The organism is Burkholderia territorii (genome assembly GCF_902833055.1).
Classification (GTDB): domain Bacteria; phylum Pseudomonadota; class Gammaproteobacteria; order Burkholderiales; family Burkholderiaceae; genus Burkholderia; species Burkholderia territorii.
In genome coordinates, this window is sequence record NZ_CADFEJ010000020.1 from 40,360 (window position 1) to 64,283 (window position 23,924).

General features: G+C 67.1%; 25 protein-coding genes. 10 read left to right on the forward strand and 15 right to left on the reverse strand.

Annotation, left to right across the window (positions count from 1 at the left end):
• Positions 1–28: 28 nt before the first annotated feature.
• The 5 genes from HW466_RS25880 to osmF all read right to left on the reverse strand — a co-directional run bounded on the left by HW466_RS25880 (position 29) and on the right by osmF (position 4,800).
• Positions 29–715 carry a lytic transglycosylase domain-containing protein gene (locus HW466_RS25880; protein WP_060329926.1) on the reverse strand — a complete coding sequence of 229 codons (687 nt, stop codon included), beginning with the start codon at positions 713–715 and terminating at the stop codon, positions 29–31.
• A 248-nt stretch (positions 716–963) separates the two neighbouring features.
• A complete protein-coding gene (locus HW466_RS25885) occupies positions 964–1,752 on the reverse strand; it encodes an ABC transporter permease (protein WP_151004929.1) in 789 nt (262 codons plus the stop codon).
• Positions 1,749–2,705, reverse strand: coding sequence for an ABC transporter ATP-binding protein (locus HW466_RS25890; RefSeq protein WP_059799938.1), 957 nt, complete (start codon positions 2,703–2,705; stop codon positions 1,749–1,751). Before HW466_RS25890 ends, HW466_RS25885 begins: the two co-directional genes overlap by 4 nt.
• Entirely contained in the window at positions 2,702–3,880 is a 1,179-nt protein-coding gene (locus HW466_RS25895) for an ABC transporter permease (protein ID WP_174905955.1), read from the reverse strand. The genes HW466_RS25890 and HW466_RS25895 overlap by 4 nt, the downstream gene beginning before the upstream one ends.
• Positions 3,877–4,800 carry a glycine betaine ABC transporter substrate-binding protein OsmF gene (gene osmF / locus HW466_RS25900; protein WP_151006654.1) on the reverse strand — a complete coding sequence of 308 codons (924 nt, stop codon included), beginning with the start codon at positions 4,798–4,800 and terminating at the stop codon, positions 3,877–3,879. Before osmF ends, HW466_RS25895 begins: the two co-directional genes overlap by 4 nt.
• Before the next feature lie 165 nt (positions 4,801–4,965).
• On the opposite strand from osmF, the gene HW466_RS25905 reads away from it, so the two are divergent.
• Positions 4,966–5,895: a 2-hydroxyacid dehydrogenase gene (locus HW466_RS25905; RefSeq protein ID WP_151006653.1), complete on the forward strand. Its 930-nt coding sequence runs from the start codon at positions 4,966–4,968 to the stop codon at positions 5,893–5,895.
• Between the two features lie 135 nt (positions 5,896–6,030).
• Here HW466_RS25905 and HW466_RS25910 read toward each other — a convergent pair whose 3' ends face one another.
• Together HW466_RS25910 and HW466_RS25915 are read right to left on the reverse strand one after the other, a co-directional pair.
• Positions 6,031–7,983, reverse strand: a complete 1,953-nt coding sequence (locus HW466_RS25910) for a Xaa-Pro dipeptidyl-peptidase (RefSeq protein WP_174905954.1) — start codon at positions 7,981–7,983, stop codon at positions 6,031–6,033.
• Positions 7,984–8,607: 624 nt separating this feature from the next.
• Positions 8,608–8,946: a helix-turn-helix domain-containing protein gene (locus HW466_RS25915; RefSeq protein ID WP_044844401.1), complete on the reverse strand. Its 339-nt coding sequence runs from the start codon at positions 8,944–8,946 to the stop codon at positions 8,608–8,610.
• Positions 8,947–9,024: 78 nt separating this feature from the next.
• Between HW466_RS25915 and HW466_RS25920 the strand changes: the two genes are divergently transcribed.
• Both HW466_RS25920 and HW466_RS25925 read left to right on the forward strand, forming a co-directional pair.
• The gene (locus HW466_RS25920) at positions 9,025–9,930 is read left to right on the forward strand and encodes a hypothetical protein (protein WP_059504263.1); all 906 of its coding nucleotides are present in this window, start codon (positions 9,025–9,027) and stop codon (positions 9,928–9,930) included.
• A 281-nt stretch (positions 9,931–10,211) separates the two neighbouring features.
• Positions 10,212–10,442: a hypothetical protein gene (locus tag HW466_RS25925; protein WP_059504261.1), complete on the forward strand. Its 231-nt coding sequence runs from the start codon at positions 10,212–10,214 to the stop codon at positions 10,440–10,442.
• A gap of 34 nt (positions 10,443–10,476) precedes the next feature.
• On the opposite strand, the gene HW466_RS32145 is transcribed toward HW466_RS25925, so the two are convergent.
• From HW466_RS32145 to HW466_RS25945, 5 genes are all read right to left on the reverse strand, one after another.
• Positions 10,477–10,605: a hypothetical protein gene (locus tag HW466_RS32145; protein ID WP_269112643.1), complete on the reverse strand. Its 129-nt coding sequence runs from the start codon at positions 10,603–10,605 to the stop codon at positions 10,477–10,479.
• Positions 10,606–10,617: 12 nt separating this feature from the next.
• Positions 10,618–11,466: an alpha/beta hydrolase gene (locus tag HW466_RS25930; protein WP_174905953.1), complete on the reverse strand. Its 849-nt coding sequence runs from the start codon at positions 11,464–11,466 to the stop codon at positions 10,618–10,620.
• Between the two features lie 105 nt (positions 11,467–11,571).
• Positions 11,572–12,303: an alpha/beta fold hydrolase gene (locus tag HW466_RS25935; protein ID WP_151003949.1), complete on the reverse strand. Its 732-nt coding sequence runs from the start codon at positions 12,301–12,303 to the stop codon at positions 11,572–11,574.
• On the reverse strand, positions 12,300–13,106 hold the full coding sequence (locus HW466_RS25940) for a DinB family protein (protein ID WP_151003947.1): 807 nt from the start codon (positions 13,104–13,106) through the stop codon (positions 12,300–12,302). Before HW466_RS25940 ends, HW466_RS25935 begins: the two co-directional genes overlap by 4 nt.
• A 130-nt stretch (positions 13,107–13,236) precedes the next feature.
• Entirely contained in the window at positions 13,237–13,668 is a 432-nt protein-coding gene (locus HW466_RS25945; protein ID WP_151003945.1) for a YciI family protein, read from the reverse strand.
• Between the two features lie 242 nt (positions 13,669–13,910).
• On the opposite strand from HW466_RS25945, the gene HW466_RS25950 reads away from it, so the two are divergent.
• A complete protein-coding gene (locus tag HW466_RS25950) occupies positions 13,911–14,141 on the forward strand; it encodes a hypothetical protein (RefSeq protein WP_059452171.1) in 231 nt (76 codons plus the stop codon).
• A gap of 48 nt (positions 14,142–14,189) precedes the next feature.
• Here the strand turns inward: HW466_RS25950 and HW466_RS25955 are convergent, their stop codons facing one another.
• The 3 genes from HW466_RS25955 to HW466_RS25965 all read right to left on the reverse strand — a co-directional run bounded on the left by HW466_RS25955 (position 14,190) and on the right by HW466_RS25965 (position 16,761).
• The gene (locus HW466_RS25955) at positions 14,190–14,891 is read right to left on the reverse strand and encodes an oxygen-binding di-iron domain-containing protein (RefSeq protein WP_151003943.1); all 702 of its coding nucleotides are present in this window, start codon (positions 14,889–14,891) and stop codon (positions 14,190–14,192) included.
• A 149-nt stretch (positions 14,892–15,040) separates the two neighbouring features.
• Positions 15,041–15,811: an ABC transporter permease gene (locus HW466_RS25960; protein WP_059452173.1), complete on the reverse strand. Its 771-nt coding sequence runs from the start codon at positions 15,809–15,811 to the stop codon at positions 15,041–15,043.
• Between the two features lie 5 nt (positions 15,812–15,816).
• On the reverse strand, positions 15,817–16,761 hold the full coding sequence (locus HW466_RS25965) for an ABC transporter ATP-binding protein (protein WP_059504245.1): 945 nt from the start codon (positions 16,759–16,761) through the stop codon (positions 15,817–15,819).
• 424 nt (positions 16,762–17,185) lie between these two features.
• Between HW466_RS25965 and HW466_RS25970 the strand changes: the two genes are divergently transcribed.
• From HW466_RS25970 to HW466_RS25995, 6 genes are all read left to right on the forward strand, one after another.
• Positions 17,186–17,482: a cupin domain-containing protein gene (locus tag HW466_RS25970; RefSeq protein WP_151003941.1), complete on the forward strand. Its 297-nt coding sequence runs from the start codon at positions 17,186–17,188 to the stop codon at positions 17,480–17,482.
• Positions 17,483–18,107: 625 nt separating this feature from the next.
• Complete coding sequence (locus HW466_RS25975) at positions 18,108–19,721, forward strand: DUF2957 domain-containing protein (RefSeq protein WP_151003939.1); 1,614 nt, start codon at positions 18,108–18,110, stop codon at positions 19,719–19,721.
• A gap of 71 nt (positions 19,722–19,792) precedes the next feature.
• A complete protein-coding gene (locus HW466_RS25980; protein ID WP_151003937.1) occupies positions 19,793–21,046 on the forward strand; it encodes a DUF2957 domain-containing protein in 1,254 nt (417 codons plus the stop codon).
• A gap of 73 nt (positions 21,047–21,119) precedes the next feature.
• Positions 21,120–21,944 (forward strand): OmpW/AlkL family protein, encoded by an 825-nt coding sequence (locus HW466_RS25985; RefSeq protein ID WP_151003935.1) that lies wholly within the window; start codon positions 21,120–21,122, stop codon positions 21,942–21,944.
• A 121-nt stretch (positions 21,945–22,065) separates the two neighbouring features.
• Entirely contained in the window at positions 22,066–22,569 is a 504-nt protein-coding gene (locus tag HW466_RS25990) for a hypothetical protein (protein ID WP_059504238.1), read from the forward strand.
• A gap of 240 nt (positions 22,570–22,809) precedes the next feature.
• Positions 22,810–23,922, forward strand: coding sequence for a hypothetical protein (locus HW466_RS25995; RefSeq protein ID WP_151003933.1), 1,113 nt, complete (start codon positions 22,810–22,812; stop codon positions 23,920–23,922).
• Positions 23,923–23,924 lie beyond the last annotated feature (2 nt).

Here is a 23,924-nt window from a genome sequence, read left to right on the forward strand (position 1 = left end):
CATGACGCGCCGTTTCTCTATATGGCGCTTACCTGGCGTTGCGGCTCGCGGCGGGCGCGGCGGCCGACAGATCGCTGACGGGGATCATGCGCGCGTTCGTATCGTTCGCGGCGTTCGCGCCTTTCACGCCCTTCGCGTCGTCCTCGGGTTCGAGCACGAAGCGGAACGTGTCGACGCGCTGCATCACCTTCGCCGCATACGCGTTCGATCCGCCATAGCTTTTCAGCCCGGCCTGCACGTTGCCGCCGGCTGCGCGCACATAGCCGGACAGGATCCTGGAGCCGGCTTCGACGTTCGCATTCGGCTCGGTCAGGTCCTTCACGTTGCGCAGCATGCCACGGTGTGCGGAGGGCACGACCTGCATCAGCCCGGTCGCGCCATGCTGGCCGCGCGCTTTTTCCTGGAAGCGCGATTCGATCGAAATGATGGCGTAAACGAGTGCCGGAGGCAGCGAATATTTCGTCGCAGTCATGTTCACGATGTCGGCGAGCTTCGCGGCGCGCTCCTTCGCGACACCGAATTTCTTCGTCAGGTAGGACGTGATGCGGCGGTTTGCTTCGTTTGGCTGATCGTTCGCGAACGGCCCGGACGCCTCGGCCGGCGCGGAGGCGGCCGCTTCGGGCGCGGAGGCAGGCAATGCGGGCGCCTGTTGCGCCGAAGCCTGGTGCGCGATGCCGAGCGAAAGCACGATCAGCCAGAGAAACCGTGGTCGCATGGTGGAGTGCGGGGAAATGGGAGGCGCATAGTATATCGGCCAATCGCCGCATGTGTGCGAGCGCGGGCTCGAGTGAAAGCGCGATGTAGGCTTGTGTCGGCGCGGGCGTCACACGGGCGGGGTGGTTGCGCGGACACATATCGGAGTCCCGATCAGCGCGCCCGGATTTCTCCCCTCGTCCCCTATTTCATACGTGGGCCAGGGCCCGTTATTAGCGGGAACAGGCCCTGGCGAGCCGCCGATGCAGGCTATGCCCGCCTCGCGCTCGCGACCCGTGCAAGTGCACCGATCGCATCGCTGACGAGCACCGCGAGCAGCCCGACGATCACGCCGCCCTGCAACACGAATGCCGTATTCGACGTCTGCAGGCCGGCGATGATCACGTCGCCCAGCCCGCGCGCGGCGACCGTCGACCCGATCGTCGCGGTGCCGAGATTGATGACGACCGCGAGGCGGATGCCGTTCACGATCACCGGAAACGCGAGCGGCAGCTCGACCGACACCAGTTGCTGCCAGCCGCTCATGCCCATTCCGCGCGCGGCTTCGACGACATCGCGCGGCACGTCTTCGAGCCCCGCGATCGTGCTCTCGAAAATCGGCAGGAGCCCGTATAGAACGAGTGCGATCAGCACGGGTTTCAATCCGAAACCGACGGCCGGAACCGCGAGCGCGAGCACCGCGACGGGCGGGAAGGTCTGGCCGATGTCGACGACGCTGCGCGCGACCGGCAGGAAGTCCGCGCCGGACGGCCGCGTGACCGCGATGCCGGCCGCGACCGCGACCACCGTGCCGATCAGGCTCGACAACGCGACGGTGCCGAGATGCGCGAGCGTGAGCTCGAGCAGGCTCGCGCGATCGTAGATGACGGGCGCGCCATTGTCGGCGAACGGCGCGAACATGCCCTGCAGCCACGCGGGGCGCAGCAGCAGCACGAGCAGAAGTGCGAGCGCGGCCGCACGCGCCGCGAACGCGGGAAGGCTGCGGGGAAGGGGCGAACGCGACGGTCGCGTACCGCGCGTTGCATCCGGCGTCGTCATGCGGGCTTCCTCGCATGCGCGCGGATCGCGTCGAGCGTAATGCGTCGTCTGTCGTGTCCTTCGCCGCCGCCGTTGCCACCACCATCGTCGACCGGCAGCGCATCGACACCGCGCCACAGCAGCTCGGACACCGCATCGCGCAGCGTGCGCGTCGCGGCGATCGGCTCGCCGTCGGCGTGACCGGGCTCGGCCACCGCGTCGATCGGCGTCAGCGCGAGCAGGCGCAGCGGCCGGTCGACGCCGGCGACGAGCTGCTCGACGACACCCGCGGCCGGCTTGCCGAGAATCTCGGCCGGCGACGCGACCTGTAGCAGCCGCCCGCCGTCCATCACCGCGATCGTGTCGCCGAGCTTCAGCGCTTCCTCGATATCGTGCGTGACGATCACGACCGTGATGCCGAGCCGGCGCTGCAGCGCGTAAAGATCGTCCTGCGCCTTGTTGCGGATGATCGGATCGAGCGCGCCGAACGGCTCGTCCATCAGCAGCATCGCGGGCTCGGCCGCGAGCGCGCGCGCGACGCCGACGCGCTGCTGCTGGCCGCCCGACAGTTCGTGCGGCAGCTTGTCCGCGAATTCGGCCGGTGCGAGATGAAACAGGTCGAGCAATTCGCGCACGCGCGCGTCGATGCGCTCGGCCGGCCAGCCGAGCAGACGCGGCACGGTTGCGATGTTGCGCGCGACGCTCCAGTGCGGAAACAGGCCGTGCCCCTGGATCACGTAGCCGATGCGCCGCCGCAGCTGCTCGGGCGGCACGCTCGCGGTGTCGACGCCGTCGATGCGGATCGTGCCGGCGCTCGGCGCGATCAGCCGGTTGATCATGCGCAGCAGCGTCGACTTGCCGCTGCCCGACGCGCCGACGAGCGCGGTGATCGTGCCTTGCTTCATCGTCAGCGATACGTCGTCGACGGCCACGATGTCGCCGAAGCGTTTGCCGATGCGTTCGATCTCGATCATGCGGTACGTCCCTTCGCGAGCGTGGTCGCGGCTTCGAATACGACGGCGGCCGTCAGCGCGAGCGCGATCGTCGGAATCGCGCCGAGCAGCACGAGATCGGCGGCCGATTGCCCGATTCCCTGGAAGATGAAGGTGCCGAAGCCGCCTCCGCCGATCAGCGCGGCAACCGCGGTCAGCCCGATGTTCTGCACGAGCACGATGCGCACGCCGCTCAGGATCACCGGCAAGGCGAGCACGAGATCGACGCGCAGCAGCCGTTGTACGCGCGTCATGCCCATCGCGCGCGCCGCTTCGGTCACGTGCGACGGCACCTGCTCGAGCCCGACCGCGACGCTCGACGCGATGGGCAGCAGCGAGTAGAGAAACAGCGCGAGCACGGCCGGCGCGACGCCGATCCCGCGGATGCCGAGCGCCGCCGCGAGCGGCACGTGTGCGGCAAGCAGGCCGAGCGGCGCCATCATCAGCCCGTACATCGCGATGCTCGGGATCGTCTGCACGATATTGAGCACCGGCATCACGATGGTGCGCACCGGTGCGATTCTCGCGCATGCGATGCCGAGCGGCAGGCCCGCGACGAGCGCGGCCGCGACCGAGCCGCCCGCGAGCGCGATGTGCCGGATCGCCTCGCGCCAGAAGTCGTCGCTGCGCACCGCGTATTCGCGCATCACCGACAGGCCGTCCCACCAACCGCTCGCGAGCGGCACCGATATCGCCGCGATCGCGACGACGAGCGCGACGAGGCGCCGCCACGGGCCGAAGGCGAGCCGCGCGAGTGCGTCGGCGACCAGCACGGCCCACGCGAACAACAGCAGCCAGACGCCTGCCGCCGGCGACACGCGTGCGAGCGCGTCGTCGGGCGCGACGACGTGCGCGGCCGCGGCGCCGACCGCATAGGCGAGCGTCGCGAGCCACGTGCAGCCGGCCGCGAGTCGCCACGCGGGGCGGCTCGCTGTCATCGCCCACAACGCGCCGACGACCCACAACGCCGCGAGCGCGCCCCCCTGCACGGCGGGCAGCGCGGCGAATGTCGACAGCCCCGTGCCGGCCGCGATGCGGTTCGGCCGGAGCACCATGAACGGCATGCCGAATACCGCGACGATCGTCAGGACACCGATCAGGATGCCGACCTTGTCGAGCGTGACGCGCCGAGCGGACGGCACCGCGCGATCCGTCACTTGACGAAGCCTTTCGATTTCAGAAAGCTCTTTGCCACGCCGGCGGCTGGTTCGCCGTTGATCTGGATGCGCGCGTTCAGTATCTGCAGCGTCTTCAGGTCGAGGCTCGCGAACACCGGATTCAGGTACTCGGCGATTTGCGGATGCGCCTTGAGCACGGCCTCGCGAATGACCGGTGTCGGCGCGTAGACGGGTTGCACGTGCTTGTCGTCGTCGAGTACGACGAGGCCGCTCGATGCGATGCCGCCGTCGGTGCCGTACACCATCGCCGCGTTCACGCCGTCGGTCTGGTTCGCGGCGGCCTTGATCGTCGCGGCCGTGTCGCCGCCCGACAGCACGACGAGCTGATCGGGTTTCAGCTTGAAGCCGTAGGCCTTCTCGAACGACGGCAGCGCGGACGCGCTGTTCACGAATTCGGCCGACGCCGCGAGCTTCAGCTTGCCGCCGCCCGCGATCCACTTGCCGAAATCGGAGAACGTCTTCAGGTGCTGCGCTTGCGCGACCGGCGCGAGCACGGCGACGCCCCACGTGTTGTTCGCGGGCGCCGGTGCGAGCCACACGAGATGGTTCGCCGCGTAGTCGAGCTTCTTCGCGGTCTCGTAGCCCTGGCTCGCGTTCTTCCACAGCGGATCGTCGGCCTTGTTGAAGAAGAACGCCGCGTTGCCCGTGTATTCGGGGTAGATGTCGATCTCGCCGCTCGTGAGCGCCTTGCGCACGATCGGCGTCGTGCCGAGCGCGATCTTTTCGGTGACGGGGATGCCATGGGCCTTCAGCACCTGTGCGATGACGTTGCCGAGCAGGTTGCCTTCGGTATCGATCTTCGACGACACCACGACGGGCGTGTCGGCATGCGCGCCGGGGGCGACGACAGCGGCGGCGAACGCGAGGCCCAGGATTCGGGCGGGCAGGGCGAGCTTCATCGGGGCCAATCTCCAGTACGGGACGTACGCCGAAAGTTACTTGACTGAGTCGGCTTTGGCAAACCATGTGCGGCGGCCCGCCCACAGCGCGCGTGTGGGCATCCTGCGCGCGTCGCGTGTCGTTGTTACACTGGAACGCATTCCCGCCTGCGGACATTTGCTGACATGAAACCCGAGCTGCTGGTCCTTATCGCGCTGCGTGGCGACGCGCACCGCCAGATCGCCGCATCATACGACGTCCATCATGCAGCGACCGCCGAGGAGCGCGAGCGCGCGATCGCCGAACACGGCGGCACGATCCGCGCGGTGTTGACCAACGGCAGCACGGGCCTCACGGCCGCCGAAATCGATCGGATGCCGCAGCTCACGTTCGTCAGCGCGCTGGGCGCCGGCTACGAACACATCGACGTCGCGCATGCGAAGGCGCGCGGCATCACCGTGGTGACGGGCGCGGGCACCAACGACGATTGCGTTGCCGATCATGCATTCGCGCTGCTGCTGGCGGCGGTGCGCAACGTCGTGCAACTCGATGCGAGCGCCCGCGCCGGCGTGTGGCGCGACGCGTTGCAGATGCCGCCGAACGTGTCGGGCAAGAAGCTCGGCATCGTCGGGCTCGGCAAGATCGGCGAGAAATGCGCGCGGCGCGCGGCCGGCTTCGACATCGAGATCGGTTATCACAATCGTTCCGCGAAGGACGTGCCGTATCGCTATTTCGACCGGGTCGATGCGCTCGCGCAATGGGCCGATTTCCTGATCGTCGCGACGCCGGGCGGCGCCGGCACGCGTCACCTGATCGATCGCGCGGTGCTCGACGCGCTCGGCCCCGGCGGGTTTCTCGTGAACGTGTCGCGCGGCAGCGTTGTCGATACCGCTGCTTTGGCGGAGGCGCTGTCCGAACGTCGCATCGCGGGCGCCGGGCTCGACGTGTACGAAGGCGAGCCCGAGCCGCCGCGCGCGCTCACGGCACTCGACAATGTCGTGCTGACGCCGCACATGGGCGGCTGGTCGCCGGAGGCGTTCGATCGTTCGGTCCAGCAGTTTCTGGACAACGCCGCGCGGCATTTCGCGGGGGAGCCGGTGCTGACGCCGGTATGAACGGTGCGGCGCCGCGTGCGAAAGGAATGAAAGGCGCGTCGGTACGAACGTGAGCCGGCACTCGGCGTCATGCACATGCAATCGGCAGCGATCGCATGTGCATGTTGGTCAGTCGTGCCGATCGACCGCGCCGGCTCAGGACGAAACCAGCGGCACCGTCACGGACGTGACTGCCGGATCGAGCGCGAGGCCCGTGCCGGGTGTCGGCCGCAGCGTCGCCTCGTTGTCGCTCGACAACACGACGAGGCCGAGCTTGTGACCGGCTTCGAGCTTGTAGTCGCGCGGCATGAACGTCAGCTTCAGGTCGTACGGCATCCCCGGCAGCACGGGCTGCGAGAACCAGTCCGACACGCGATTGCGCGGGTCGGTCCATGCCCGCGTGACGATCGTCGCCGAGCCGTCCGGTGCGCGGTCGACCAGTAGTGCCGTCACGTTCGCGACACCGGTGAAGGTCAGCCGCACGCGCGCGGTCGCGGTGCCGGACAGGCGCGTCGCGGCCGCGAACGGCGCTGTCTCGAAGCGGCTGCGATGCTCGCCGGTCGCGGCGTTCGCCAGCGTGAGCGCGGGGATCGACGCATCGTCGGTGAAGCGCGCAAGCGGGCCGCCGCTCGGCACCCGCAACAGCGTGCCGGTGCCCGTGCCGTCGCCGCCCGCGAAGTACGCGACCGGCGTGGCGTGCCGCGCGGCCCAGTCGGCTTCCTTCAGCAGCGTGCCATCGGCCTGCTCGACCACCGCGCGCGGATCGCGTTCGACGCCGTTGTCGACGCCGATCAGATAGCGCGTGAACCAGCGGTTCACTTCGGCGGTCCACGCATCGGCCATTGCCGGCACGCGCGTCGGGTCGGTGTGCTTCAGGCGATGCAGCCACAGTTGCGTCGGCACGCCCTGGCGCCGCATCGCCAGATACCACGAGGTCGACTGGTCGACGCGCACGTTGTCGTCGGTCAGCCCCTGCGCGACGAGTGCCGGCGCGACCGCGTGTGCGGTCGGAATGTCGCGCGCGGCCCAGAACGGCGAATAGTCACCCGTCTTGCGATCTTCCTGTTGCAACGCCTCGTCGATCAGATGCGTGCAGCGCTCCGGATGCGCGTTCGTCAGGAGTGCCTTGATATAGACGTCGACGTCCTCGCCCTGATAGCCCTCCGGCGCGCGAACGAGCCCGCCCGAGCGGTAGTAGCCGTACATGTTCGACAGTCCGGCGATCGGCACGATCGCGTCGAGCCCGCGCGTGCGCAAACTCGCGACCATCTTCGGCAGCGTGCCGTCGTACGACACGCCGTACATGCCGACGTGGCCCGTCGACCAGTTCGCGACGACCGGCTTGCCGCTCGCATCCTTCGCGGTCGCATCCCGGCCGAGCCAGCGGATCACCGACGCCATCGCGACGGATTCGTCGCGGGTGAGGATCGTCGGGCAGCCGTCGGAACCGGCGGTGCCGAGCGAATCCGCATAGACGATCGTGAAGCCGCGCGGAATGAAGTAGCCCTCGATCCACGAACGGCCGGCCGCGGCTGCCTCGAGCTGCTGCAACATGCGCGTCTGCGGCGCCGCGGCCATGATGCGCGCGGAGGCGCCATTGGCTGCCGCGGCCGCAGTGGCGGCCGGATGTGGCGTGCCGTCGAGTTCGACGTCGACGTCGTGGTTCGGGCTGTCGGCGAGCCCTGCGTAGTACGGGCTTGCGAGCACGATGACGGGCGTGCGCGCGCCGTTGGCGGTTTCCGACGGACGTACGATGCGCACGTGAATGCGGTCGCGCGTGCCGTCGCCGTCGGAGTCGACCGGCGTGTCGACCCACGCGTTTTCCTCGATCGTGCCGCCGGATAGCGACGGCTGTACCTGACCGTTGGCGATCACCGGCTTGTAGCGCCCGCCGCTGGCCGGATTCGCATACGGGACACCGGACGGCGACACGCGCCGTTGCGCATCGTCACCCTGCTGATCCTGGTTTTGCCCTTGCCCTTGCGCTTGCGCGAGTGCGGACACGCCCGCCACGCTGCCGCCGTCATCGCCGCCGCACGCGGCGAGCGTCGCGGCCGCGACCAGCGCGGGTAGCCATGCGCGGCGCGATCCTCTGAAATGAAATTGCATTGCCGACCTCATTCTTTTGATTGTGTGGATACGACCGTTCCGCGATACGCCCCCTGCGGGCCGGGCCGATTACTGCATGCAACGAAAGGGAAACCGCGCCATCGACACAACGCCGGGCTGCATGCTCGGATCGGAAGGCAGCGGCTTCGTACCACATGTAATGCAGGACTACGAATTAAATGTCCGCATATCGCGTGCCCCTCCAGGTGAGACGGAACGACATCATTCGATGAGGCGGGGATGTTGCGAGCTGCGGTGTTGCGCTGCGGGAAAACACGACGCGACGCGCGTGCGGCGACGGAATGAAACGGATCGGCGGTTTCGGCCGCGCCGCGCGTCGTGATGGCTTGCCGGCTCGCGTTTGCTTTCCGGAGGCTTGCGCAAAAGTTATCTCAGTGAAAACGGCGTGTCAAACTTTTTTAACCATGGGTAAAAAATATTTGAAACGCCGCCGGTGCCGGGCGTGCGGCGTGCTTGCGACGCCTGCGTTCAGCGACGCGCCGGCCGCCGCATCGTGCCGCGCCGCCTGATGCAAAACGGGCGATGACGAATCTTCCTCGCCATCGCCCGCTCGCTGGATGCTTTCAGTTCAGCCTTCCTGCCATTCATGAACGCCTGTGAGGGTCACCCGTCGTCGGCCTTCGCCTGCAGATCCTTCAGCCCCTGAATCACGACCAGCAGTGCGCGCCCGTGCTCGTCGGAGCCGTCCCAGGCATCGACGATCGCGTCGCGAAGCAGGTCGTTGTACCGGCGGCGGGCCGGGCCGGTATCGACGCCATAGAAACTGCATAGCTTGTTGAATGGCGCGCTGCGTCGCAACCGATGTCCGTTCGACAGCCGAAGACGCGACACGGTTGGCTGACTCACGCCGGAAAGCCGCGCAATTTCGCTGGACGAGCGCGTATCCGCCATCAAGCGGCGTAACAGGTCTTGAACAGGAAAATCGTGGTCCGGGGCTTCCATGCGATGCATTATACCTATACAGTTACGGTTGTTGAATGGGCTTGCTGTCACCGGCGAGGCTGTATCCCGAGAAAGTTGATGACACTGAAACACCTCCCTCCCACGTTCTGCTGGACAAAGATCGGTACCGAGTCCGGCGAGGAACTGCCGACCGTCGTGCTCCGCAAGGAATGGGAGCGCCGGCTCGGGGGCGGGCGTTTTCTGTGGGGGATCAACCAGCCGCTCGGCAATAGCGCGCAAGTCGCCGCGCATCGCACGGGCTCGTTGCTCGCGCTGTTTTCGCCGGTCGCGTCGCGCACGCGGCCGGGCGAGCGCCGGCGCGAGGATGCACTGCTGTGGAATGCATGGATCGATGCCAGCGGCCAGGTGCGGCCGCTGCCGCCGCACACGTTCATCGCGAGCCGCTCGACGCTGCCGTCGGGCCGGCGTCGCGAACAGCACTACGCACTCGTCTGCGCATCGTCCACCGCACTGACGGTCGGCACGCAACTGCGCGTGTTTCCCGATCATCTGCGCAGCGTGAGCACGGGCAAGCCGCTCGGCGTCGCGCAGGGCGCGGCCGTGGTCGATTGCGTCGGGCGCGCGAAGGAACAAACCGGCAAGAGCTATCCGCTCGCGTTGTCGGTCGAACTCGAAGCGCCGTATTTCGTGCGGCTCGCGCAGCCGTGCGTGCTGAAGGCGCGCGATCTCGCCGAGGTCAACAAGGCGACGCGCGCCGGTGATCTGGATCGCTTCGTCGAGCTGGTCGCGCGCTTGCGCGGCCGTTCGCCGACGGATGCCGTGCGCGGCGTCACGCGCGACTTGTTCGATGTGCCGCCGATCGAAACGGCGGCCGCGTACGTCGCGCCCACGCATGTCGCGCGACTGCGCAGCCGGCCGGCGGCCGAGCATCCGCGCGAGCTCACCGGCGACCTGTTCGATCTGTCGCCCGGCGAAGCGGCCGCGTTCGGCGGTCTCGCGCATTCGCGCATCGGGCGCGCGTGACGTTCGCGCCGCTCATGTGCGGCGCGTGTTGCGAAACGGGAAAGCTGAATGCGCGTGTAGCGGCACGCGTGCGAGTGGCCGCCGACTCAGTGCGCGCAAGAATTTGTTGCAATCTCGCCATGGCGGATCGGCGAGCGTCGCGCGACAATCGCCACGAAGCGCGCCGCGCGGTGGACGTGCGTCGACGCGGGCTGCCCGCCGTCGTTCACGCCGCCGACATGCGCACCACGCATGCTGGGCGTCGGCTTGCTTCACACTGCAATCCTGAGGGAGAAGTGTCGATGTCGACCCACATCTGTTCGCGGGAAGCTCAAGCGGCGCAACGCTTCGTCGAAGCGACGCGCAACGTCGAGCAGGCGTTTCGCGCCGTGCGCGGCGAAAGCGACGACGACATCTCGTCGGCCGGGTATGCACGTGCAATGTCGCGCCTCGATCGCGCGCTCGACGAGCTGGCGCGTGCGCAGGAATGCTTCGATCGCATGGTGAGCGCCGACGCGACGCACGGCAATTGAACGCAATTCGCGGCGTCCGCTTGTGCTTGCGCCGCTACGGTTTTTCGTTTTGGTTCGTCGGCATGCGCAGGTTGATGCAGTCGTGCGCGACGAGAGACTGCAGCGTCGTGAGGTGCTCGCGCGCCGCGAAATGCGCGAGCGCGCCGACCACCGCCATCTTCATGTCAACCCGCTGCTAAGCGTAGCCGCCGTGCTGGAACGACGTCGCGAAGAACTGCATCTGGTAGCGGATCGCGTGTGCCCAGTAGTCCCAAGTATGTCCGCCCGGACGCTCCGCATAGTCGTGCGGCACGCCGAGCGCGACCAGCCGTTGATGCAGCGTGCGGTTCGAGCCGACGAACGAGTCGTCGCGGCCGCAGTCGATCGTCAGGTCCAGATGTGCGCGGACGAACGCGCGCGCGCTTTCGACGATCGCATTGCGATTCCAGAACGACGGATGGCGGCCGGGATCGCCGAATACGTGATCGATGCCCGGTTCGTCCTCGCAGCAGCGCGGATCGACCGCGCCGCTGATGCTGCCCACCGCGCCGAACGTGTCGGGCCGGTCGAGCGCGATGCGCAGCGCGCCGAAGCCGCCCATGCTGAGCCCGGTGATGGCGCGCGCGCCCTTGGTCGCGATCGATCGGAAGTGCATGTCGACATACGACACGACTTCGTCGCCGACGAAGGTTTCGTAACGGCTGCCCGAGTCGAACGGACTGTCGATGTACCAGCTTTCGTGCCCGCCGTCGGGCATCACGAGGATGACGCGGTAGCGATCGGCCAATGCGGCGATGTGCGTGTTCGCGGTCCAGTCGGTGTGGTCGCCGCCGGAGCCGTGCAGCAGGTAGACGACCGGAAAGCGCTCGACGCTGCGTTCCGGGCCGTGGCGCGGGCGTGTGTAGTCGTCGGGCAGTACGACGGTCGCCTTCAGCGTCTGGTTCATCGCGGCACTCGGGATCGCGACGACCCGCGTCTGAAAAGCGAGGGCCGGGCCCGCGGCGGCGAGCAGCAGCAGTAGCCAGAACGCGCGTACCAGATTCATGGAGCCTCGCATCGGGAAAACCCTGTGAGGCGACTCTAGCAACCGTGCCTTTCAGACAAATTTCGGCGAAACCTACGGGTTGTCAGGTGGCGGGGGGCGTTCGTATCAGGCGAGGCAGCGTGCGAGCGTTTGTCGAAACACGTCAGGCCGCTCGGCCGGCATCAGGTGCCCGCAGCCGGCGATCGTTTCGAAGCCGGCACAGCGTACGAGCGCCCAGTCCGGCACGTGCCAGCCCGCACGCGAGCGTTCGCCTGCGACAAGCCACACCGGATGGCGCTCGAATACTTCGGCCAGCGCCTGCAGATAATCGGGTTTGCCCGTCGTCGCGACGACCGCGCGTCCGGTCGCGCGCAAGGTCGATGCGGGCTGATGCGCGAGCCAGCGGCGCGCGTCGTCGAGTTGGCGTGGCGACGGATCATCGATCGAGCGCCTCAGCCAGCCTGACGGATCACGGCGCAGGCCATCGAGCATCGCGTCGGCTTGCGCGGCCGACATGCGGCCAACCGACGCCGACCAGAACGCATCGTCGAGCGTGAAATTGCCTTCGACGTTGACGATCCGGCGCACGCGCGCCGGATGCGCGTGGGCGAACAGCATCGCGATCGCGCCGCCGACCGAGTGACCGACGATATCGACCGGTTGTACGCCGAAGTGCGTGTCGATTGCTTGCCGCACATGCTCGACTTGCGCGGCGAGCGCGATCGTATCGGACGGCGTGTCGCGATGCATGCCGTAGCCGAGCAGGTCGGGGGCGAGATGCGGGCCGGGCCATTCGGGCACGTCGAAGGTGCCGATGAAGCCGTGGACGAAGACGACAGGTTGAGTGGGCCGGTTCATTGGGCATCCGATAGCGGAAGTGGCGGCAATTCGAGTTCGGCCAGCAGTTCGTCGAGCTCGAGCACGTGCGTGCGATCGTGATCGAGCAATTCGCGCACGAGTTCTTCGAGCGACATCCGGCGGACGCCGTCGCGCAGCCCGCAGCGTTGGCGTTCGGACGGTTCCAGTGCGGCCGCCGACGCGCATAGCGCGGCACGGCCGGTGCGGAACGCGGCGAGCGCGTCGTCGAGCGCCTGGGCGAGGTAATTGCGTTGCGCGGCGAGCATAGTGCCGTCGACAGACTCGATCACGGGCAGTTCGTGCGTGCGCACGATTTCGATGCGTGCGGCGAATACCGCATCGAGGTCGCGCAGGTGGCACGCATGTTCGACGAACGAAAAACCCGTGCCGGCGGGGCGGCGCGTGATGAGCGGGCCAGGAACGTGCGCGGCATACGTGGCGAGCCGGTCGGGCATCGCAGCCAGCGCGGCGACGACGTCGGCGAACGGCAGCACCAGCGGAAACGGGCTGAACACCGCACCGTAGCTGAACAGCGTGCCGCCAATCCGGCCGCGCGCCTGCACGACGTCGTGCCCGTGGCGACGCATCACGTCGGCAACCATGGCGCCGCAGAACTGCCGGGCCGTCGTATCGCCTTCGATTTCGGGGAATTTGTGCGCGATCTCATGCTGGACCGCGCCGATCGCCGCGACGCCGACGCGCGACAGCGCCGCGAATTCGAGATAGCGCTCGGGCTGCGCGATCAGCGCCTCGAGCTGCGCGCCGAGGGGCGTCGCGCGAAAGCGATCGAAACGGGAATGCATGATAACAAGACCTCGCCGAGTAACGTATCAAAACGATACGTTACTCGGCGAGGTGCCGTCAAACCCGATCGATCTAACCGTTCGGCGAATCCGCCGGGCTCGCCCGTATCGCCCCGCGCCGCTGCCCGACCTACGCCCCGTGCTGGCTCCCGATCTCCGCGCGCAGCCGTGCCTCCTGTTCCTGCAGTTCCGGCGTGAATGCGTCGCCGAAGTCCTCAGGCGAGAAGACCTGGCGGATCTCGATGTCCGATTCGGTGGGCATCGGATTCGGGCAGCGCTTGACCCATTCGACGGCTTCTTCCATCGAATTCACTTGCCACAGCCAGTAGCCGGCGATCAGTTCCTTGGTTTCGGCAAACGGGCCGTCGATGACGGTCCGGTCCTTGCCGGAGAAGTGCACGCGCTTGCCGCGCGAACTCGGGTGGAGCCCTTCGCCGGCCAGCATCACGCCGGCCTTCACGAGTGCCTCGTTGTACTGGCCCATCGCGGCCAGCAGTTCGGTGTCGGGCATCGTGCCCGATTCGGAAAAGGCCGTGGCCTTGACGATTACCATGACGCGCATTGTCGCTACTCCTTGTACGTGAAAGGGGAGTCCTCAACCGGCCGGCCATGCGGACGGCAAAACGATCGGTTACGACACTACGACGCATGGCGCGCGCGCGAATCGACATCGAGCGAAAAAAAATCTGATGACCGCGTGCGCCGGCCGGCGGATTCGCGTGCAGGCCGCTCATGCTGCAGCGCGCCGGAGCCGCCGGTCAAAACTGGTATGCTGGTCAGCATTACGTTCACGTGGAGGGCGCCATGGCAACGAAGGAAGTCTCGAAGAAAAAGTACCTGAAGATTCTGAACAAGCGCCTGCGTGCCGAGCCGGATGCGCCGGCCGGCGCGTCGTTCGTGTTCTTCCCGCTCGGCGCGAAGGCGAAGCATGCGACGGGCGTCATATCCGGCGAGCCGCGCAGCAAGCGCGAACTTGCGGTGATGGCCGCGATCCAGAGCAAGGCGGCCGCCGAATTCGTCGTGACCGGCGCCTGACCGGCGACGGCCTGCCGTGCACGGCGATCACACGCGGCTGCGCGTGCATTACGCCGCGGCCGCCTCGCAATGCGCAATCACACCGGCGATCACGCGCGCGATGTCGTGCGTGATCGCCGGGCCATGCATCGGCAGGATGATGTCGAGATCGAGCGTCTGGATGCGGCGCAATGCGCTCGCCAGGTGTGCAAGCGACGGCAGGTAGTCCGAGCGCGTGATCGCGTCGAGGATCGCCGGCAGCGGGTCGTCGGTCTCCTCCTTGCCGAAACGCATCAGGATGTCCGACGACAGCAGTGCCTTGTACGCCGGCAGATACACGACGAGCGCGTCCCACTGATGCACGTGCTTGGTGAAGATCGGCACGACGTCGATGCCGGACAGCGTCGTCTGCTCGCCGTCTTTCAGCGGAATCGCGCGCACGCCGAACACGTCGGCAAGCCCCCATGTACACATCGGATGTCCGTACGCGACCAGCGCCGGGTTGGCCGCGAGGAAGTCGGGCAGCGCGCCCATTTCGTCGGCCTCGAAGTGCGGGACGATCACGTTGCTGACCATCGACGGCGCAATGCCGACGGTGTCGAGCGCCGCGCTCAGTTGCGTGAAGTTGGAACGCGTGCCCGTTTCGACGCACAGCACGTCGCCGTGCGGCGATCGTACGAAGAACTGGCTGAAGCTCAGATTCAGCGTGTCGACGTAGGACGTGGCGCGAAACAGGCCGTCGCGGACGGCGTCGATTCGGGAGGCGCTCATCGGGGATCCTCGCGCAGGGAAGGGGCGGAGCCGCGCGGCCCGCGCACCGCGTATCGCGGTGCCGGCACACGGCGGCAGTCGATCTTCCGATCCAGTCTAGCAGTGCCGCTCCGGATCCGCGAACCGGGGCAACCCCGTGGCGCGCCCGGTCAGTTCTTCAGTTTGTAGCCGGTGCGGAACATCCACGCGACCACCGCGAGCAGGATCGCGAGGAACAGCGAGGTCGCGGCAAGGCTGATGCCCACGTGCACGTCGGCCAGCCCGTAGAACGACCAGCGGAAGCCGCTGATCAGGTAGACGATCGGGTTGAACAGCGTGACGATGCGCCACGCGGGCGGCAGCATGTCGACCGAATAGAAGCTGCCGCCGAGGAACGTGAGCGGCGTGATGATCAGGAGCGGCACGAGCTGCAGCTTCTCGAAGCTGTCGGCCCAGATGCCGATCACGAAGCCGAACAGGCTGAACGTGATCGACGTCAGCACGAGGAACAGCACCATCCAGAACGGATGCAGGATGTGAAGCGGCACGAACAGGCCGGCCGTCGCGAGGATGATCAAGCCGAGCAGCAACGACTTCGACGCGGCCGCGCCCACGTACGCGATCACGATCTCCCAGTACGACACCGGCGCGGACAATATCTCGTAGATCGTGCCCGTGAAGCGCGGGAAGTAGATGCCGAACGACGCGTTCGAGATGCTCTGCGACAGCAGCGACAGCATCACGAGGCCCGGCACGATGAACGACCCGTAGCCGATCCCGTTCACGTCGCTGATGCGCGAGCCGATCGCGGAGCCGAACACGACGAAGTACAGCGACGTCGAGATCACCGGCGCGATGATGCTCTGCATCAGCGTGCGGCGAGTGCGGGCCATTTCGGCGCGGTAGATCGCGCGGATTCCGTGCCAATTCCAGTTCGCCATGTGTGTTACGCCCCTTGTGTGCCGTTGCGGCGGTTGTCGATCAGGCTGACGAAGATGTCCTCGAGCGAGCTCTGCGTCGTATGCAGGTCGCGAAAGCCGATGCCGGCCGCGCCGAGCGCGTTGATCAGCTTTGCGATGCTCGCGTCGTCGCGCTGCGAGTCGTACGTGTAGACGAGCGCGGCGCCGTCGTCCGCGCGTTCGAGCCCGAACGCGGCGAGTTCGTCCGGCACGCTCGCGAGCGGATGCTCGAGCTGCACGGTCAGCTGCTTCTTGCCGAGCTTGCGCATCAGCTCGCGCTTCTCTTCGACGAGCACGAGCTCGCCGCCGAGGATGATGCCGATCCGGTCGGCCATTTCCTCGGCTTCCTCGATGTAGTGCGTGGTCAGCAGGATCGTCACGCCGCTTTCGCGCAGCGAGTCGACCAGCTTCCACATGTCGCGGCGCAGCTCGACGTCGACGCCGGCCGTGGGCTCGTCGAGGAACAGGATGCGCGGTTCGTGCGACAGCGCCTTGGCGATCATCACGCGGCGCTTCATGCCGCCCGACAGCGTCATCAGCTTGTTGTCGCGCTTGTCCCACAGCGACAGCGCCTTCAGCGTCTTTTCGATGTAGGCCGGATCGGGCGCCTTGCCGAACAGCCCGCGGCTGAACGACACCGTCGCCCACACGGTTTCGAATGCGTCGGTCGTCAGCTCCTGCGGAACGAGGCCGATCATTTCGCGGGCCGCGCGGTATTGATCGCGGATGTCGTGCCCGCCCACGGTCACGCGGCCTTCGGTCGGCGTGACGATGCCGCAGATCGAGCCGATCAGCGTGGTCTTGCCCGCGCCGTTCGGCCCGAGCAGCGCGAAGATTTCGCCGGGGCGGATGTCGAGGGTCACGTGCTTCAGCGCCTGGAAGCCGGACGCGTAAGTCTTGGAGAGGTCGGAGACGGAAAGGATCGGTTGCATGCTCACGGATGGCACGGCCGGTCGGTCCGACGCCGCGCGCCGCGCGTGCCCGGTGCCGCCGCGGCGAAGCGACGGGTGTCGGGTGCGGCATGGCGAACGGGCGTCATGTCGAACGGCGTTGTGGTGCGGGATCGCAGGACCGCCATATTAGCAATCGGAAGATGGAAATGCATTTCGATGCAAAGGATGTGCGATGCCCGTGCCGGATTTGCGGCCAATCTTGGCGTGCCATTCAATAAAGTGATGCTTTATTCGAATCGGGCGAATAATGCGTGCCGTTTTCCGGCAACCGGGCGTCGATCGCGTTTGCGCGTGCCGGAAGGGCGGGCGGCGACTGTGCCGCCCGAGCGGCGTTGCGCCGTATCGGGACGGCGGGCGCCGCGCTCGCGATAATGCGTTCCTGTCACTTCCCGGAGCGAAGCGCATGTCTTTGATCGATTTCAGATCCGTCGCGGCCGCGCAGGCCGTTGCATGGAAATCCACGATCGTCGGCGAGGTCGGGCCGGCACGGATCAAGGTGCTGCGCATGGACGCGCAGCCGTACGAAGCGGAAGTGCACGACTACAACGAAGGGCTGCTGGTGCTCGAGGGCACGCTGATGCTCGAGGTCGAAGGGGAGACGGTGATCGTGGAGGCCGGGCAGATGTATCTCGCGGTCGCCGGCACACGTCACGCGGTGCTGCCCGGTAGCTCCGGCACACTCGCAATCATCGACGTGTAAGGTTGCGCCGCAGCATGCATGCGGGCCGCCGGAGGCCCGCACGCCGGGGCTCGCGCGGGGCGACCGCCGACATTTCAAACGCGCGTTATACGGCCTGGGTATTTGTCTGAGCAAATAAATTGAAGGCTGTTTGAAAAAGTGTCAAAAACCGTGCTCGCACTAGGATCTCGCAGGCCGGCACGTTTGGAACTCTGCATCCATTTACTTGTGCGGATCGTCCGATCATAGTCTCGACAAACGTCGCATCACGATAACGAATCAAGCGTACGTACGGAGACCAATACATGAGACGCCTATCCGAGGGCCTTGCCGCACTGCCGATTCCGTGCTTTTCGCCGGATGCGGGCACGACGCGCATCGCATGCCTGCGTCATCGCAACGCGATGTCGCTGTAGCGGCCCACCACATTCCATTTCGATTTCCCCGATGGCGCCGTGCCGCATGACGGCGGCGCCGGATAGCGCTTGCCTGCCGCAGCGATCCGGATCGCATTTGCATGGCCGGCAACGCGGCGCGCATTGCGCGCATCGTCATGCGCCGCGCGACGTCGCGGCGGCGCGATACCAACCGGCGGGCCACGCAGCCCGTTCGGGCGAGACCTGTCGTACCTCAAAAGGAGGGGTTGATGTTTTGCATTCCTGATTGGTGGAAGGCGATCCTGACGTGCGCCGTGCTGGCGCTGCCGTTCGTTGCCGGTTGCGGCGGCGGCGACGATCCGGGCCCGATCAACGTGCCGCAGTGCTCGGGCAGCGCATGCGGGCCGAGCGGCGCGGAAACGACGCCGCCCGTCGTGACGAAGCTGTGTCCGGATTCGCTTGACTACACGACGACCTACACGGGCGGCGCCGGCAGCGGCGAATACGTGAAGGTGAAGTTCGACACGACGAAGCTCACCTACCAGATGCAGTTCATCGAATCGTCGGTGCCGACGTCGGCGGGGCAGGTCAACGACACGCGCGCGGGCCTCACGATCAGCGGTGCATTCCATCATCCGACCAATCTGCCGACCGCCGAGCAGAACCGCTGCGCGTTCGTGCTCGACAGCGGCGCGACGAGCGACGGCGCGTATGCGGTGACGATCAATCGCGCGGATCCGCCGATGCTGTTCGTCGGCAACGGCGTGGTCGGCGGCGGGATTCCGGGCGCGACGATCGCGTTCGCCGGTCTCGAGCCGTTCCCCGGCATCGTGCTCGGCACCGTGCCGTCGCGCACTTTCGATTTCTATCCGTTCATCGGCTTCACCGATACCGAAACGGATTTCTCGAAGGTCGCCGGGAACTACAACGAACTCGGCATCCATCTGTCGCCGGTTGGCGGCAGCGCGCAGAGCAGCACGGGGGCGGTCGGCTGGCAGCCCGATGTGGTCAACTGGAACCAGACCTTCAATGCGGACGGCTCGTGCACCATCACGGCCGGCAGCGACTACTCGTGCCAGACCACCGGAACGCCGTGGGCGCTGCGCAAGAACGCGGACGGCTCGTCCGACAACGTGTTCGTGAGCCATCCGGTGGCGAGCGCCGGCGGCAGCCTCGTCTATCCGTTCGCGGGGCAGGGCTCGGCCATCGTCATCGTCGCGCCGAGCCAGGCGAAGGGCATCATGATCGTCGGCAAGCTCAACGGTGTGCTGGTGCCGGTGGTGATTCGCGTGGGCTACACGCATATCGACCCGAGCAACCTGCTGGCGTCGGTTGCCGACGCCGAGGTGGGCATCTCGATGCTGTCGCGGACCACGGCCGTCGCGGCCAATTCGTTGAAGGGCGGTTTCATCGGCGCAACGAGCGCGTCCGCGTGCGGTATCGTGGCGCCGAGCACCGCGACGTTCGCGATCGCGACGGCGGGGCCGAGCTTCAACAACAACATCCCGCATCCGGATCTGCCCGGCACGTTCGACGGCACCTTCTTCCTGGCACAGGCCGGCAGCTGCAACGACGGCACCGCCGTGTCGACGATCGCGGCGAACTATACGTCGACGCTGTTCCAGGGCGCCACCGCTGCGTTCATCGACCCGCAAACGTCGTCGGTCACGTCGCAGTTCGCGCTGGACTACACGCAGGCAACGCCCGGCAAGATCAAGGTCACGGCCTCGCAGGACTTCAACGCGAAGGGCGCGAACGGCAACGTGGCGATCTTCGGCAAGGGCGACACCGGCTGGCTCGTGACGGCCGGGAACATCTACGCGATGGTCGTCAACAACAGCAAGGTCAATCCGTTCTTCACGGTCGGCGCGTTCGTCCAGTAACGGCGTAGCGAACATGGAACACCGGCGGCGCGCGCGTCGCCGCCGGCGAATCTAAATTCAAGAGGATTCCTATGAATGTGAAGCATTGGATGGCCGCGGCATCGCTCGCGCCCGTACTGGTCGCGTGCGGCGGCGACGGCGACCCGCCGCCCGCGCCGGTGGTCCGGCTGTGCCCGCAGACGATCGACTACAACACGGTGTTCATCGGCGGCTCAGGCTCGGGCGAGCTCGTGAAGGTGCAGCTCGACACGACGAAGATGACGTACCGGATGACCTACCTCGCGTCGCCGGTGCCGACGGCCACCGGCACCGTGCAACCGACGCGCGACACGGCGCCGGCCAACGTCGTCGACGGCACACTGGCCGACGAAACCGGCCTGCCGACCGCCAAGCTGAACCAGTGCACGTTCAGGATGCAGAACGCGAGCCTCGACCCGAGCCGGCCGGCCCGCCTGTTCCTCGGCGAAGGTGTGCTGGGTGGCGCGATTCCCGGCGCGACGATCCAGTTCGACGGCGTGATCGGCGTCGGCAGGATTCCGAAGACGACGTTTCCGTACTACCCGTTCATCAGCTTCTCGTCGCTCGAAACCGATTTGTCGAAGATCGCCGGCACGTACAACCAGCTCGGTTACCACCAGGTGCCGTCGCAGAACTTCCAGCCGGTGGCGCTCGACCAGCAGGTGACGATCAACGCGGACGGCAGCTACGTCGAGACGGACAACTTCGGCAAGAAGAACGGCGGGCAGCCGCTCGCATCGAGCGCGACCGTGAACCAGCCGTTCACGCTGCGCCCGGATGCATCGGCGTTCCAGTCGCTGAACTACCAGCCGCAGATTCCGCCGACGCTCGCCGCGCTCGATCCGTCGAAGGCCGGCAAGGGCATCCTGATCGTCGGCAAGCTGCGCAACCAGCTGGTGCCCGTCTTCATCCGCACGGGTGCCGCGAACGCTGACCTCACGCAGGGCCCGCCGAGCGCCGACGACGAATCGGGCATCTCGTTCCTGAGCCCGCAGTCGGCAATCGCCGAAGGCTCGCAGAACGGCGAGTACACGGGTGTCGACAGCGCGTTCAATTACCGCGCGACCGCGCTCGTCGGTGCGCAGGCGACGTTGCTCGATCCGTTCAACGCGTCCCAGGCCGTGCTCACGCGCGCGCTGAATCTCGACTACACGCAGAAGGTGCCGGGCGTCGTGACGACCGTGCACGCGGACGCGGCATCGGGGCCGGCGACCGGCAAGTTCGTGTTTACGGGCGGCGTGTTCGGCTTCCTCGACATGGCCGATACGAGCAATCCGTACTTCACGGTCGGCGCGTTCGTGCAGTGACCGCGCGCGGATGGAGACACGGTCGCGTCGCGCAAGGCTGCGCGGCGTGCCGACAGAATGAGGGGGAGACTTCATGAAGAAGCTGATTGTCGCGGTTGTCGTCGCAGGCGCGTCGACGCTCGCATCGGCCCAGCAGGCGGGCGACAACGTCGCGACGCTGGGTTGGCTGCACATCATGCCGCAGGATTCGACCAACGGGCTGACGACGAATCTCGCGAGCATGCCGATCAACGGGCCGTTGCGGCTGCCCGGGTCGTTCACTTCGCCGGGCACGAGCCTGACGGTCAACAACGCCGATACGGTCGGCCTCACGCTCACGCACTTCTTCACCGACCATATCGCGGTGACGTCGGTGCTCGGCGTGCCGCCCGAGTTCACGTTGACCGGGCATGGCGTGATCCGGCCGCCGGGCCCGGCCGGCTCGCTCGGCAGCGTCAACATGGACAATCCGTCGAACCAGCCTGCCGTGAAGAACGCGCGGCAATGGAGCCCGACGATCATTCTGCAGTACTACTTCAATGCGCCGACGGCGAAGTTTCGCCCGTTCGTCGGGATCGGCGTGGCCTACAGCTGGTTCAGCAACATCGAACTGAACGGCAACTTCGCGAAGGACATCAACGAAAACCTCGGCAGCGTGCTCGCGGCCGGCGCCGGCAAGCCGGGGCCGACCTCGGTGGAGGGCAAGGCGTCGTCGTCGTTCACGCCGGTCTACAACGTCGGCGCGAGCTATGCGATCGACAAGCACTGGGGGCTGACGGCCACGCTCACGTACATGCCGCTGAAGACCTACTCGTCGCTCGTGATCAAGGCCGCGGACGGCTCGACGCTCGCGACCACGCGCACGCGCCTGAAGGCTGATCCGCTGATCACGTTCGTCGGGATTTCCTACAAGTTCTGAGCCGCCCGGCGTGCGTCGCGCGCCGGCGGTTTCCTGCGACCGAGCGGCCGGGCCGATCCGGCCGGGGCGTCGCGTTCCTGGCGGCATGCCGCCATTTGTGAAGAGAGAGGGGGCAGTTCAAATGAGCATTCGCAAAATCGTATCGCTTGTTGCTGCAGTGGCATTCACCGCGGCGTCAGCCGCGCCTGCTTTCGCCGTGACCGTTTCGCGCGCCGACGGGCAGGCCATGAACCCGAACGGGGAGCCGTTCTCCGCGACGGGCCTCACGGTCCTGGCCAAGGGGTCGATCAACGCGACCTGCAACGCGACGTTCAACGGCACGATCTCCTCGACGGGCATCGTCAACATCACGTCGACGACGTTCACCGGCGCCGCGACGTGCGGCCTGATCAGCGGCAGCGCGACCAGCGCGGCGCCGTGGACGGGCCAGGCCGACAGCACGACGCAACTGTCGATCAACAACGCGAAGGTGACCGTTTCGCTGCTCGGCACCTGCGGACCGAGCAAGGTCGTGACGACGTGGAGCGATCCGAATTCGTCGCTGACGTTCAACAACGCGGTGTTGACGCCGGACTGCACGGTCAGCGGCACGGTTGCCACGTCGCCGAAGTTCCACGTGCAGTAAGCGTTGCATGGTCGGAACCGGACGCCCGCCGGGACGAGGGCCGTGCAACGATGCGCGGCGTGCGATCCGGTTTCGCGATGCATTCGCGTCGTCGCGCGTATCGGCGTGACGACCGGCCGGCCGTCTGCGTCGCGATCCGATGCGGGCGGCCATGCAGCGGCCGGTGCGACGCACCGCGCCGCCTGCGACGACGGACACGGAACGATCGTTTCGATTTGCCAGAACCATTCCGGACCCCCCATGCTCACCGACCCAGCGAAGTATGGCGATGCCCGCGCTGCGACGCCCGACCGGCTGCGCACGGCCGCGTGGCTTCAGTACCTGATCGACCACCTGAACGATGCGGCGCGCGTGGCGACGGCCGACGCCGGCGCGATGGCCGCCACACCGACGCACGCGGCTCGAGTGCGTGCCGGCGCGACCCTGTCGCATGACGCGATCGCCGTCCTGCACGAGCTCGCGCCGTGGCTTGCAACGGACGGTGGCGGCTGCGCGTGCGACGCGACCGATGCGTGCACGCACGTTCCGGATGCGCGGCAGCTCGCGCACGCGGAGCGATGCTGCCCGGGATCGCGTGCGGCATTCGATGCGGCGCACGGCTTCATCGATGCGTGGACCTTCGACGATCCGAACGACGGCTGGGCCGCGCTCGAGCGGATTGCCGGCGGCGTCGCGCCCGGCAGCGACGAATTGGACGATGACGAAACGCGGGCGCGACTCGCGAGCGACGAAGGGCCGCCGCCTGCGAAGAACCTGAGAGAGCGACGCGCGGCCGTCGCGGCTGCCTGCGTGGAGCCGTCGGCCGGACCGGGGGCCGTCATCGACGCGATCGTGCTGCGCGTCTGCGGGCCGCGCGACGATGCCGCGCGCGTCGACGAGATGGCCGCGCTCGCGGTGTTCTGCGCGGAGCTTGCGGGCGGCAACGGGATTTCCTTCGCCGCGTACGGCGGTCGGCACAATCTGGTCGCACGGGCGATTCGCGAACGCCGCACCGATCTCGCGTCGGTGGACGGCCTGCTTGCGGCGGTGGCCGTGTGCCGGCTCGACCGGCTCGTCGGCGCGGGCAGTTTCTGGGCGTACTACCTGCTGGCTGGCATCGTGATCGCCGCGCCGGGCATGGTGCGCGCGTTCGCGCGTCGTTTTCATGGCGATGCATGGCAGGCGTGGCTCGATGACACGCTCGCGTGGCCGACGATCGGCCGCTTCGGGAGGCAGGAGGATGTCGCGTTCGATCGGCTACGCGGCGCGATGAGCTTCACGTCGCGATCGAATCCGATCGTGCGCACGAAACGGGTGCGGCCGAGGGGGGCGACCATCACGCGCTTCAGTACGGGCGGAGAGCGCGCCGAATGAAA